Origin of the sequence: Bradyrhizobium sp. OAE829 (assembly GCF_040546575.1) — a bacterium.
Lineage (GTDB): Bacteria > Pseudomonadota > Alphaproteobacteria > Rhizobiales > Xanthobacteraceae > Bradyrhizobium.
In genome coordinates, this window is sequence record NZ_JBEPOE010000001.1 from 6062501 (window position 1) to 6074889 (window position 12389).

At 58.6% G+C, this 12389-nt stretch carries 12 protein-coding genes; 11 read left to right on the forward strand and 1 reads right to left on the reverse strand.

Features of this window, described 5'->3' with window-relative positions; translation table 11 throughout:
• Window positions 1-139: 139 nt before the first annotated feature.
• The 10 genes from uvrA to ABIE49_RS29170 all read left to right on the forward strand — a co-directional run bounded on the left by uvrA (window position 140) and on the right by ABIE49_RS29170 (window position 10142).
• A complete protein-coding gene (uvrA, locus tag ABIE49_RS29125; RefSeq protein ID WP_192740486.1) occupies window positions 140-2665 on the forward strand; it encodes an excinuclease ABC subunit UvrA in 2526 nt (841 codons plus the stop codon).
• Window positions 2666-2900: 235 nt separating this feature from the next.
• On the forward strand, window positions 2901-3449 hold the full coding sequence (locus ABIE49_RS29130; protein WP_354067040.1) for an AI-2E family transporter: 549 nt from the start codon (window positions 2901-2903) through the stop codon (window positions 3447-3449).
• Window positions 3446-4027, forward strand: coding sequence for an AI-2E family transporter (locus tag ABIE49_RS29135; RefSeq protein ID WP_192740484.1), 582 nt, complete (start codon window positions 3446-3448; stop codon window positions 4025-4027). Before ABIE49_RS29130 ends, ABIE49_RS29135 begins: the two co-directional genes overlap by 4 nt.
• Window positions 4020-4565, forward strand: coding sequence for a hypothetical protein (locus ABIE49_RS29140; RefSeq protein ID WP_192740483.1), 546 nt, complete (start codon window positions 4020-4022; stop codon window positions 4563-4565). Before ABIE49_RS29135 ends, ABIE49_RS29140 begins: the two co-directional genes overlap by 8 nt.
• Before the next feature lie 47 nt (window positions 4566-4612).
• Entirely contained in the window at window positions 4613-5782 is a 1170-nt protein-coding gene (locus ABIE49_RS29145; RefSeq protein WP_192740482.1) for a DUF3618 domain-containing protein, read from the forward strand.
• Between the two features lies 1 nt (window position 5783).
• Entirely contained in the window at window positions 5784-6410 is a 627-nt protein-coding gene (locus ABIE49_RS29150; protein WP_192740481.1) for a YtxH domain-containing protein, read from the forward strand.
• Window positions 6394-6786, forward strand: coding sequence for a phage holin family protein (locus ABIE49_RS29155; RefSeq protein ID WP_192740480.1), 393 nt, complete (start codon window positions 6394-6396; stop codon window positions 6784-6786). The genes ABIE49_RS29150 and ABIE49_RS29155 overlap by 17 nt, the downstream gene beginning before the upstream one ends.
• Complete coding sequence (locus ABIE49_RS29160) at window positions 6783-7460, forward strand: hypothetical protein (protein WP_192740479.1); 678 nt, start codon at window positions 6783-6785, stop codon at window positions 7458-7460. Before ABIE49_RS29155 ends, ABIE49_RS29160 begins: the two co-directional genes overlap by 4 nt.
• Before the next feature lie 1348 nt (window positions 7461-8808).
• On the forward strand, window positions 8809-9837 hold the full coding sequence (locus ABIE49_RS29165) for a type 2 periplasmic-binding domain-containing protein (protein ID WP_192740478.1): 1029 nt from the start codon (window positions 8809-8811) through the stop codon (window positions 9835-9837).
• A gap of 137 nt (window positions 9838-9974) precedes the next feature.
• Window positions 9975-10142: a hypothetical protein gene (locus tag ABIE49_RS29170; RefSeq protein ID WP_192740477.1), complete on the forward strand. Its 168-nt coding sequence runs from the start codon at window positions 9975-9977 to the stop codon at window positions 10140-10142.
• A 40-nt stretch (window positions 10143-10182) separates the two neighbouring features.
• Here the strand turns inward: ABIE49_RS29170 and ABIE49_RS29175 are convergent, their stop codons facing one another.
• Window positions 10183-11196 carry an alpha/beta fold hydrolase gene (locus ABIE49_RS29175; RefSeq protein ID WP_192740476.1) on the reverse strand — a complete coding sequence of 338 codons (1014 nt, stop codon included), beginning with the start codon at window positions 11194-11196 and terminating at the stop codon, window positions 10183-10185.
• A gap of 270 nt (window positions 11197-11466) precedes the next feature.
• Between ABIE49_RS29175 and ABIE49_RS29180 the strand changes: the two genes are divergently transcribed.
• Window positions 11467-11811 (forward strand): hypothetical protein, encoded by a 345-nt coding sequence (locus ABIE49_RS29180; protein ID WP_354067041.1) that lies wholly within the window; start codon window positions 11467-11469, stop codon window positions 11809-11811.
• Window positions 11812-12389: the final 578 nt, after the last annotated feature.

Below are 12389 nucleotides of genomic sequence, written 5' to 3' on the forward strand. Positions count from 1 at the left end.
ATCCATCTGGGCCTGCCTGCAGGCCAGACCCCTTACGGTCAGAACTGACCTTGTATGGAACCCGCGCCCGTGTCGAACGGTTTCCCCTTGGCTCTTGGACGTAGCGGAATGCTGTCCTTGATTGAGCGAAAGGACAAAAATGGACGCCCAAGTTAGCAACCGCAAATTGCCGACAAATGGTGCTTACGGGGGTTTCGTCCGCATTCACGGAGCCCGTGAGCACAATCTAAAGAACGTCTCGCTTGAGATTCCTCGCAACGCCCTCGTGGTATTCACAGGCGTTTCAGGATCCGGCAAGTCGTCTTTGGCGTTTGGAACGCTCTATGCGGAAGCGCAGCGCCGCTATCTTGAATCTGTTTCGCCCTACGCACGCCGGCTATTTCACCAGATGGCGGTGCCGGAGGTCGACGAGATTGAGGGCCTGCCGCCGGCGGTCGCACTGCAGCAACAGCGCGGATCGCCCACCACTAGGTCGTCGGTGGGAAGTGTCACGACATTGTCGAACCTCCTGCGAATGCTGTATTCGCGCGCTGGTGACTACCCGCCCAATCAGCCGCTGCTGTATGCGGAGGCTTTCTCGCCGAATACGCCTGAGGGGGCCTGTCCGAATTGCCATGGGATCGGCCGCGTCCACGAGGTCAGTGAGCGTTCGTTGGTGCCTAATGACAGGCTGACCATCCGGGAACGGGCCGTCGCCGCGTGGCCGACTGCCTGGCAAGGGCAGAACCTGCGAGACATTCTCGTCACCCTGGGCTACGACGTCGATAGGCCATGGCGAGAGCTTCCGAAGAAGGATCGCAATTGGATCCTCTTTACCGACGAACAACCGACAGTGCCGGTCTACGCCGGATATACTCCCGCCGAGACAAAGCGAGCGCTCAAGCGCAAGGAGGAGCCCAGTTATCAGGGGACCTTCACCGGGGCCCGCAAGTATGTGCTGCAGACCTTCGCCACGACGCAAAGTGCGATGATGAAACGTCGTGTGACGCAGTTTCTGTCCAGTACCGACTGCCCGGTCTGCAACGGCAAGCGGTTACGGCCGGAGGCGCTATCGGTTACCTTTGCCGGAATGGATATCGCCGAAATCTCACGGCTGCCGCTGAAGCGACTTGGCGAACTTCTTCAACCCTATCTGGATGGCAGACGCAGTGTTTCCGACACTCATCCTGAGAAGGCTCTCGTCGTTCAACGTATTGCGGAAGATTTGCTCGGGCGTTTGGACGTATTGCTCGATCTCGGGCTCGGCTATTTGACGCCTGAACGCAGCACGCCGACGCTGTCTCCCGGCGAACTACAGCGACTTCGTCTAGCCACACAGGTTCGATCCAACCTGTTTGGGGTGGTCTACGTGTTGGACGAACCGTCGGCTGGACTTCATCCGGCTGATACCGAAGCATTGCTCCGCGCGGTGCAGCGTTTGAAAGCTGCCGGAAATTCGCTTTTCGTCGTCGAGCACGAACTCGACATCATCCGACACGCGGACTGGATTGTCGACGTCGGACCGCGAGCCGGAGAGCAGGGCGGTGAGATATTGTACAGCGGTCCATTACCTGGTCTCGCCGAAGTGCGAAACTCTCAGACGCGGCACTACTTGTTTGCGGAAGCTCAAACGGCCGCCAGGTCGCTCCGGCATCCTCACAAATGGCTCAAGCTTCGGGGAGTCGCCCGCAACAACCTCGACCGTCTCGATGTCGACATTCCGCTGGCAGTCTTTACCAGCGTCACCGGAATTTCGGGGTCTGGGAAGTCGAGCCTCATCAGTCAGTTTCTGGTGGAGGCCGTTGGCGACAAACTGGGGCAGCGAAAGGAGCCCAGCGCTGATGATGACGCGCTTGATGCGAGCGTAGAAACGCTAGGTGGCGAGATTACCGAGGGTCTCGACGGCATAAAGCGGCTGGTGGTGGTCGATCAGAAGCCGATTGGCCGAACGCCGCGCTCGAACCTTGCGACCTATACGGGTCTCTTCGATCATGTTCGCAAGCTGTTCGCAGCCACGAAGCAGGCTCGCACCAGGCGCTATGATGCTGGTCGTTTCTCATTCAATGTCGCGAAGGGACGCTGCGAGAACTGCCAGGGGGAGGGATTTGTTTGCGTTGAACTGCTATTCCTCCCGAGCGTGTACGCACCTTGCCCAACCTGTAAGGGAGCGCGCTACAACGCCAAGACGCTAGAGATCAAGATCCGCGACAAGTCGATTGCTGACGTGCTTGCCATGACCGTGAATTCAGCACTTGAGTTTTTCGCGGACGACGCATCCCTCCGTCGATCCTTGGGCGTTCTTCAAGAGGTCGGGCTGGGATACATTCGGATCGGCCAATCAGCCACGGAACTATCGGGTGGCGAGGCACAGCGCATTAAGCTCGCCACCGAATTGCAACGTTCGCAACGTGGCGAGACACTCTACGTGCTTGATGAACCCACCACGGGCTTGCACCCGTCGGACGTGGTGAAACTGATGAATCAACTTGACGGTCTCGTCGAGTCTGGCAACACCGTAGTCGTAGTCGAGCATGATATGGGAGTAGCGGCAGCCAGCGACTGGATCATCGACATGGGGCCGGGAGCAGGCGACGAGGGCGGCCGTATCGTTGCATCAGGGCCGCCAGAACGGGTTGCGTCCACGCCCCAAAGTCGGACAGCTATATATCTCGCTCGAGTTAGGTAAACGATCGACTGACCCGTGACGGCAAGTGGCTGGTCATCGTAGAGCGCAAAATGCAGAAGCAACAGGGCGCCGACGATTACCGCTTCTTCCCACAGGCCCCCAACATCTGGGGAGTCGCATCGGACCGAGACCACGTCGCATGTTGTTGGCTTTTGGAACCTTCCAATGCGATTTCCATTAAGTGGTTACGCGGCGCACTCCCGTGCCGGGTTGGCTCGCGCATCGGTAGATAGAGGTGTTGGTCCGAGCTGGCCTGGCATTTTCAAATTTCCTGATCGGCGCACTTGTCGTCGCCGCCCTCTATTTCACGCGCGAAATCCTCGTCCCGATCGCAGTCTCCGTCCTCTTGAGTTTCGTCGAGTCGCCGCTCGTGAGGGCGTTCCGGCGCATGAAGGTGCCGCGGTCGATCGCGGTGCTCGGTGCTGTCAGCCTGGCGCTGGCCATCGCCCTCAGTCTAGCGGCGATGGTGATGATCGAGGTCAACCAGTTCGCGAACGACGTGCCGCGCTATCAATCCACGCTCGGCGAAAAAATCCATAACCTGCGCGACAGGGTCGGCAGCGTTGGCGTGCTCAAGAACGCCTCCAGCCTGTTGAAGAACCTGGACAGGGAGCTCAAGTCGCCCGGAAGTGGCGATGCCGAAACGGCGAAGCCTTCGTTGTCCGACGCTCCGGCAAGAACGCCTATTCCGGTCGAAGTCCATCAGCCAGACCCGGGCGCGTCGGAGGCACTGATCGCCATGCTGCGACCACTCGCAGCTCCCTTCACCACGGAATCGTGGTGATCTTCCTCATCTTCTTCCTTTTTCAGCGCGAGGATCTGCGCGACCGGTTCATCCGGTTGCTCGGCAGCGAGGATTTGAAGCGCACCACGGCGGCGCTCGATGACGCAGGGCAACGGTTAGGCAGGCTGTTCCTGACCCAACTCATTCTGAATGCGACTTTCGGCGTCGTGATCGGATTAGGCCTCGCCGTCATCGGCGTCCCGAGTTCGCCGCTATGGGGATTGCTGGCTATGATCCTTCGGTTTGTGCCCTACATCGGCGCGATCCTCGCTGCCGGCTTGCCAATTGCTCTGGCCGCCGCGGTCGGGAGCGACTGGACCATGACCTTGTGGACGGCCGCCTTGTTCGTAGTAGTGGAGCCGCTGACTGGCCATGTTGTCGAGCGGCTGGTCTGCGGGCGAAGTGCCGGCCTGTCCCCGGTCGCCGTGGTCGTGGCCGCGTCGTTCTGGACTTGGCTCTGGGGCCCACTTGGGGCTTTTGCTCTCCACGCCGCTCACGCTGTGTCTGGTCGTCTTTGCCAGGCACGTCGACCGTCTCCAGTTTATCGACGTCATGCTGGGCGCCCTGCGATTGGCTGAGGCCGATGCCGCCCAAGGCCGGCTTGACGACGTCAGGCTCGAGAATATCCACGAGACGGTTTCCGAAATCATCGAGGATATGGCCTCGCACGAGACCGCTGAGGGGAACGCGAGTGCCGAAGCGCCCGCCAAAAAGGGGAAGATTGTCAACATCGACGCTCGCAAGCTGGGCAAGCCGGTTTTCTGCATACCCGGACTGGGTCGACTCGGCGATTGCGCTGCGCTGATTGTTGCAGATGCGCTGAAACGTGAAGGGTTCAACGCCCGTGTTTCCGGCGCCGATACCGAGATTGATGCCGGCAACGCGGAGACGATCTGCGCCTGTTTTCTGGAGGAGGTATCGGAGGCGAGGTTGTCGTTTACGGTTCGCAAGTTCTCCCGGCGGGTAGCTTCCGCCAGGATCATCCTTTGCCGGTTGGGAAATCAGTTCGAAGCGGAGAAGGAGCAACGAGGTGATGATGTAGCGCCGCAGTCGCTCGCGACCGTTATCGCTGCAGTAGCCAAAACTGCCAGCGTCAAAACGCGCCGGGAACAATAGGCAATGTCGGAGAGTTCAGGCTTGGTACAGCGCAAGGAATCCAGGTCATGCAACAGACGGCCGATCGATCGCTCCAGGAGCTACAGCGTGAAGCGGAGCAGACGCGCGCGGGGCTGACCCACACGGTGGATCAGCTCAAGGCGACCGTAACCGACACCGCGAGCGAAATCCGGCAGCGCATCAGTCCAGAAAACATAAAGGCGGAAGTCTCGAACTACGTCCGCTCCAAAGGCGAAAGCATGTTGGAGGACATAGCGGCGGCAGCGCGCCGCAATCCCATGCAGGCGGTGGCGGTGGGCGCAAGTCTCGCCTATCCGCTGCTCAGGTTCGCAAGGGCTATTCCCTTGCCCGTGCTGATGGTCGGCGCGGGGATCTTTTTCGCCGGCACGAAGAGCGGACAATCGATCACGCAGAAAGCCTCCGATATGGCCTCCGATCTATCGGACGAACTCGGCCGGCGCGGCGAGGATATGGCGGCGCAAGTCGGAATGGCGGTCAGTTCGGCAAAAGATGCGGCGTCGGATGCCGCGGAGCGGGTTGGCGAAGTTTTGTCCGAAGGTGCGGACCAAGTCCGCCGTACCGCAACGTCCGCGACCGCAGATCTGAGTTTGGCAGACCGGTTAAAGGACCAGGCCACTTCGGTCGGCGACGCGATCAACACGCGTGTCTCCAATATGAAAGATGGTGCGTCCGAACTGGCCGGTTCCGCGATGGATTCGTCGCGTGACATGGCCGCTGACGCAGCCGCCGCCACGCGCAGCGCCGCGTCTTCCGCGACGAATGCGGGGCTGGAAATGGCCCGGGACGTTCGGGACAAGGCTTCGGAATATTCAAATCGCGCCGGAAAGACCCTGGTGGACACCATCCAGCAGAATCCTCTTCTGGTGGCCGGCGTCGGTCTGTTGGTCGGAGGCCTGATCGCGAGTGCGCTTCCTAGGAGTGAGCTGGAGGAGGATCTCGTGGGCGACGCGGCCGCGGCGGCCAGAAGGCGGGCGAGCGAAGCAGCTTCCAAAGGCTTCGACGCTGCCAAGGGCGCAGCGGGCGAAATTCTAGAGAATGTGGCGCGGCAGGCCGGCGCCGAAGGCCTTACTCCGGACAAGCTGGACGAGTCGGCAAGCGAGATCCTGCAACGAGTCAGGCGTGTGGCGGAAAGCGCTGTCACGACCGCGTTCGATCCGGACAAGACACCCCATTCACATACCGGCGGAGGAAACTGACATGGCTGACCTCATTGGAACTGCACATCAAGGCACGCCGTCCTCCGGCCAGGACTCCGCAAGAGCGAAGTTTGACGACGCGGTTGCATCAACGAAAAGTTTGAGCGAGCAGGCCATGTCGGCTGGCCGAGAGCTCACCGACAAGGCGAAGGATCTTGCTGAAAGCTCGACCGACGCCATCAAGGGCCAAGCCTCCGATCTCGTCGATGCGGCCAAGGATGTTGCATCTCAGGCTACTGACAAGATCAAGGACGCGGTCAACAGTCAAAAATCGTCCGGCGCGGAATACGTCGGCAACCTGGCGGATACAATGCGGCGCGCGGCACGGGAGTTCGATACGGATCTCCCGCTCGCGGGTACCTACATCCGGAAGGCGGCCTCCCAGATCGAGGGAGTTTCTGATCACATCCGCAACGGCAACCTGAACGACGTGGTCCGGAAAGCGCAATCCTTTGCGCGCCGTCAACCCACGGCCTTCCTTGGGTTGGCGGTCCTGGCGGGTTTTGGAGCCGTTCGGTTTCTCAAGAGCTCCTCCAGTGACGACGGCCCGAGTTCGCAAGCCATGAGAACGGACAGCCGCTCCTCCGCAGCAGACAACCGAGGGTACCGCGATGACTTCTCGAACTGATCGTTCGATCCCGGAACTGTTCAGCGATGCGGTCGGTCAGCTTGCAAAGCTGATCGGAAACGAATTTGCGCTGGCTCGCGCCGAACTGTCCGAAAAGGCCGGGCAGGCCGGGAGAGCTGCCGCAATGATGGGTGCTGGGGCAGTCATCATGATTCCAGCTCTTGTCCTGCTGTTGTTTGCCGCGGCGGCTGCCCTCGTACAAGGCGGCTTTTCGGAGCCCATCGCATATCTCATCGCCGGTGGCGGCGCAGCGGCCCTATCGGTCGCCCTCATCGTGGTGGGCCTTAACCGCCTGTCGGGCGATGCGTTGAAGCCGACGGCAACGATTAAAGAAGTACAGCGCGACAAAGCGGCGGCGAGGGAGATGGTTCGATGACCGACATGACTGAAAAAGGCTCGGACTTTATCAAGGACCTTGGCAACGCGGCGCGACGCAATCCGGTCTCTGCGGCACTCATCGGAATGGGACTGGTATGGCTGTTCGCCGGCAAAGCCGGGGGGGCACCGGGCGATATCCTTCAGAAGACCGGCCTCGATCGCCTCCCAGACGCGGCAAGGAATGCGATGAGCGCCACCCAGGACCGGGTTGCATCTGCTGCCGAAGCCGTCCGTGAGACGGGCAGCGACGGTATTGAAACCGCGACCCGCATGGCCTCGGAATACGCAAAGGCCCTGCCCGATTCTGCCGATGTTCTTGGCACCGTGCGAGGCAACCTGGCCGATCTGTTCAAGGCACAGCCCCTGGCGTTGGGCGCCATCGGATTGGCCATCGGCGCCGGCATCGCCGCGGCCTTGCCCAACACCGACATCGAAAAATCATACCTTGGCGAATCCAGCGACGCCCTAAGAAGCAAGGCGGCCGAAATCGCAGACCAGCAGATCGAGAAGGCGGCCACGGTTGCGGCGAGCGTCGTCGAAACCGCGGCGGACGAAGCGCGCAGGCAGGGCCTCACGATGGATAACGCAAAGGCGGCAATGGACGACCTTTCAGGCAAGGTAAGCCGCGTGGTTGACGCGGCAGGAAAGAGTGCGTCGCAAAGCGCAACATGAACTGCAAGTGCGATCGATAGCAAAACGAGGGTCGTCTATGCGAAGAGTGCTCGCGGACGAGTTTAGCGGCTAAATCAGTCGAGTGCCTTTCAATCCCGGTGTGCCCGCTTCCATCACCGAGTCTTCGAAAGAAGCGCCGCTTCGAGTAGCGCTCGTTTGAGCGCAAGTTCGAGCGGCTGTTCGGCGCCGGTATCGTCCAGCGGCATTCTGTCCTCACGCACCGCCGTCATTAGCCATGCAACACGCCTGCCGCGTGGGCCGGTGTGTGCATAAGCACCAAACGGGGCGTCGGCATGAGGTTGTTCGGCCCACCAATTGTTCGGCGCAGGTAGTTCGTTCGAGATGCCCGCCCCGAACAGGGAGGCAAGGGGCACGCGGGCGAACTAATTCTCTTCGGATGGGTTGGGCGAGGGATGGATCGTCTTGTCGCCAGCTTACGGCGCCTCTTTCGAGCTACGTCTCGCAGCCGCGGAACTCTGGAGCTCCAGCGTTGTTCCCAATAGTTGCGCGGGCGATAACTAATGCGAGATGAAAATGACCGCCTCTCATAAAGAGATGAATAGGTATTTCGAGATGATCAATCGGCGAGTGCCGGCCGGGATCTCTCGGTTCATTCACTGGTTGCGAAAGCCATCCTCATTCGCGGCTCGTCTAACTGTCGCTTTATTGCTGATTCTTGGCGGGGTCTTTAGCTTCTTGCCTGTATTGGGTATCTGGATGCTGCCCCTCGGTCTTCTGTTCATTGCGCAGGATGTCCCATTCTTGCAAAAACCTCTCATTGGAGCTCTGACCTGGATGGAAAAAAAGTGGGAGCGGCTAAGGTTTGCATGGCAAAATCGGTGATGCTTTCGCGGCGATCGGTATGGCCGGTCGGCAGGACTGAACAGGCTCAACTGTGAATACAATGAGCCAGTGGTCTGACGGGATCGTCGTTAGTCAAGCCGCCAACGAAGCCAAAGCGATAGCAGAAGTCGTCACGCGACGTCCTGCTCTCTAGCATCTAGAATCCTTCGAAAGGCGCAATTTCATGGCCATAAAGGCGGCGTCGCGGAAGTCTAGGCGGCGGAGAAATGAACATCGACGCAGAGTTCTTTACGCTTTGGCCGTGGCAGGCTTTTTCGTTGCAATGATCGCCAGTGGTATCCTGTTTGCTACCTTGAGGCCTATGACACTTCGTATCGCTGTGGCCTTCGCCAGCGAGGAAGCCAGGATTGTCGAAGCTATAGCTCGCGTTCTTACACGTGAACGAAGCTCAGTACGTCTATCAGTAAGTGTGGTGGACCACGGTCAGGAGATAGCGCTACTGAGGAGAGGCGACGCAGACTTAGCTGCCGCCCGGAGCGATGTAATGTCCGCCGATCTCCTTTCTATTGCAGTGCTACGAAAAAGCGCACTCTTTCTTTGGGCGGCACACATACCTGGTCAAAAGCCTTCTCGAACCACAGAGTGGAAGAACCTCGTCGGCTCCAGAATCGCTGTACTAAACGGGACATCTGCAGACCTCGCGTTGCTCAATGTTGTTCTATCCTCAGAGGGCGTTCCCCCCAACAAAGTCGAAATCGTGCCACTTGGCAGCATGGATGCCATGGCAGGAGACAAAAGTTTCAATTTCTTTGCGACCATGGGTGCAATCAAGAGCAAGGCGCTTGCGGAGATCTTCCGATCGTTCTCACGGCTTCGGGAAGCGCCAAATTTTCTTGGCTTGGAAACAGCCGAAGCGATCGTCCTGCGACAGCCGACGATTGAGACTGTAGAGATACCAAAGTCTGCTTTCGGATCTAACCCAGCATTGCCGCCAGAAGCAGTAAGTGTGGTCGCGGTTAGCGATCTTGTCGTCGCTGGCAAAGCCCTCTCGGAGCAGTCTGCTGCGGCCTTTTCCCGTGAGCTATTCGCTCATCGTCAAATGATATTGCGCGAGATACCTGATACAGCGACGATCGAAAAACCTAATACAGAAAAGGATGCGGCTATTCCCGCGCATCCTGGCGTAGCCGCGTACATCGACGGAGCAGAGCGAACGTTTCTTGAGCGCTACGGCGATTACTTTTGGGGCGGTATCCTTGTGCTGTCGGCGTTAGGTTCGTTTAGTGCAGGTCTTCGCGCTTTTCTTTATCCAGACGAGCAAGAAAACGTATCGTCGCTCAGGGATAGAGTGCTGGATCTAGCAGCTAAGATCCGTGATTCCGCGGATGAGGATATGGTGCAGATCGAAAATGAAGTTGACCACATCATACGCGAAACGCTCGACAAATATGACCAGGGGGTCATTGGGGAAGGCGCCCTCACGGCGCTAGGCATAGCCATCGAACAATTCCGCTCCGTGGCTGCGAGCCGAAACTTCAACAAGCGTCGCTCCGTTACCAAGCGGACTTCGTAAACCCGCATTCTGCTCTCGGCCAGGCTTTCCGGCACGCTGCCACCGCGGGCTTGGAGCTCCTGGCTTTCCCCTGAAACTTTGGCGCATCCAGGAGTTATTAAAAGTGCCGCTGACTTGACGGCCGACGGGCGCAGGGTTTGTCGAAAAAGGAATTCAACCCGGCGCCTCACGACAAGCACGCAGACGATCCAAAGCACGCCGTGCAAGCCGACAAGGAGCAGAGAAAGCTTGAAAAGGGTCTGGAGGATACCTTTCCGGCATCTGATCCGGTCAGCGAAACTCAACCAAAGCCGTCCAAAGATTGACGCTCTTGCGCGCCGCAAGCCCGGCCTTGGGTCCAGCTATTCAGGCGGCAAGTTCAGTAGATTGGCCCGCGACTTCCTTGATCGCTGACATCACCTGATCGGTGGCAGTCTGTTGGATCATGTGGCCGTTCGCCGCGACCCTATGAAACTTGCTCTGGGTGACGTCGGAGTGCAGGCGCGCCGATTGAGTGTCGATATCGATCAGCTTGTCCTGCTCGCCAGCAATGATGACAACTGGCATTTTGAGGTCCGCATACTGATTGCGCAGTATGAACGCGTCCGGGATCATTAGCGCCGACTCCGCGGCCGATGCCCTTATCTGAGATGGCCGCAGTGCCATTTCCTTCGGAAATGCTTCAAACTTCTTCGGCACGGATCTTGGACCAAAGATCTTCGCCATCATCAGCGGCCAGATGGCTCGGCTCAGAAGGGGCGACAAGGTATGACTAAGGATGTCTCCGACCAGGGGCAGGGACGGCGCGGCCAACGCAACCACGTCTGGTCTTAGGGTCGGATAATAGTATCCAGAGGCAAGAACGAGTCCTCGGACGAGGCCGGGATATTTCAGGGCCATTGCGGCTGCAACGGAGGCGCCCCACGAGTGCCCAAGGACAATTGCGTTCGAAATGCCAAGCTGCGCCAGGGCGAGCTTGATCAATTCCGCTTGGGCATCCGGCGTCCACATGACATTGCGCGGCCGATCGCTATGGCCGAACCCGGGACGATCGAAAACGATAACCCGGTAATCCTTGGCAACAAGATCGATCAGACCGCTTGATTCAAAATCCTGGATCATGCTTCCGTTGCCGTGAAGAAGAACAACAGGATCGCCTGTGCCACGTTCAACGTAATGCAGTCGGACGCCGTTCACTTCTAAGAACCGACCGGAAGGTGGGTTTTCGCGTTCGGCTTTCCTCGCAAGGTGCTGATTGAGCAAGGCGATGGCGGCCAAAACTCCAGTCGCAACCGAGGCTGCTACGATGGAAGTTGAATTGGTCGTGCGCCGACGCGGAACAGATCGGCGAAGGCGTTTGATAGAATGGACTGCAGTCATAGATCACTCTCGTTTCGGCGCGTGCACGAAATCCGGATGATCCTGGGAAATGTTGCAGCGCAGAGTGAACCTGCGATAGCGCGGATCGTTCCGACTCATTTTTCTTGAGGTCGAAACATTGTGCCGGATCGCAGGGATCAGTTCACATCGGGGAACCGCGCGAATGGCGCCCGGGTCGAGATTGTACCTTTAAGCTTCGGTTCTAGGATTGGCGCGGCTGCCAGCTAAGCTGCGGTGAAAAGGCGCGTTAAAAAGCGCCAGCGCCCAAAGATGCGTACAGGAACGTTCGATATCGTCGGGGATTTAGACTCCTCAACGGAGGATATGCAGATGTGGATTTTGCATCGCGGCCTAGCGGCCATTTACCTATCCGGCACAGCCACGATCGGGTCGCTTTTCTTGCTTTGCTTACCGGAAGGTGCCGCAGCCCAAGGATTGCCGGTTGAGACTGGTTCGCATCTCCCGGTAGCGCTTTGGCTCGGCGGGGCTGTTGTTTTGGGTATTGCTATTGCTTACGGAATCTTGCGCACCCGCAGCCGCACTAGTGCGGAAAGACGAATGACCGATCAGGCTACAAAAGACCTTTATGTGAAAGAGAACCGCGACGCCAACTAGCCAGGATGGGGCAACACACAAGCCACGACGGTTGATGCGATGACCGCGCGCAAGAACCAACCCCCGCGACCGTGGTACTGGAGGCAGGCGGCTGATCAGCAACCCTTCGCACGAGCTTGTGGGAATTCGGCTCATTTCGTCGCTTGCGCTCCGCTGTCCCGGCAAAATCGCAAAACCTTTCCTGCCAGCGCGACCGCGGCCTCGCGTCAGGAAGTGCGGTCTCCAACATGAAGTGAGTTTGGTAAACTCGGACCGAAGCCACGCTTCTTTACAAATTTCGGCGGCTTCACGAGCATAGCCCGTGAACGTTAGCGTCGGTTAATGGTGTAAATGATTGGCGACTTTGGATTATTTCTCGGAAACAATTCGTCGTCGACCTGCCAGCCGCTTGTCCGTGCCTGTCTAATTGAGGTGTTCTACTAGTTCGCCCGGTCGGGTTGTAGGTATTTTGACCCTAACGCGTATCGCTTGTTGCTCGATAGATCATAAACTGCATTCGCGAGGACGTAGGCGACGTAAAGTCCTTCGCTGTCGAATATCTTTCCGTCCATCACGTATCCTTCGGACCATCAGTCCTT

Excerpts from the sequence above, each read along its gene's own strand:
- uvrA (WP_192740486.1), top strand. The coding sequence starts at position 140 with ATGGACGCCCAAGTTAGCAACCGCAAATTGCCGACAAATGGTGCTTAC.
- ABIE49_RS29145 (WP_192740482.1), top strand. The coding sequence starts at position 4,613 with ATGCAACAGACGGCCGATCGATCGCTCCAGGAGCTACAGCGTGAAGCG.
- ABIE49_RS29150 (WP_192740481.1), top strand. The coding sequence starts at position 5,784 with ATGGCTGACCTCATTGGAACTGCACATCAAGGCACGCCGTCCTCCGGC.
- ABIE49_RS29155 (WP_192740480.1), top strand. The coding sequence starts at position 6,394 with ATGACTTCTCGAACTGATCGTTCGATCCCGGAACTGTTCAGCGATGCG.
- ABIE49_RS29160 (WP_192740479.1), top strand. The coding sequence starts at position 6,783 with ATGACCGACATGACTGAAAAAGGCTCGGACTTTATCAAGGACCTTGGC.
- ABIE49_RS29165 (WP_192740478.1), top strand. The coding sequence starts at position 8,809 with ATGTCCGCCGATCTCCTTTCTATTGCAGTGCTACGAAAAAGCGCACTC.
- ABIE49_RS29175 (WP_192740476.1), bottom strand. The coding sequence starts at position 11,196 with ATGACTGCAGTCCATTCTATCAAACGCCTTCGCCGATCTGTTCCGCGT.
- ABIE49_RS29180 (WP_354067041.1), top strand. The coding sequence starts at position 11,467 with ATGCGTACAGGAACGTTCGATATCGTCGGGGATTTAGACTCCTCAACG.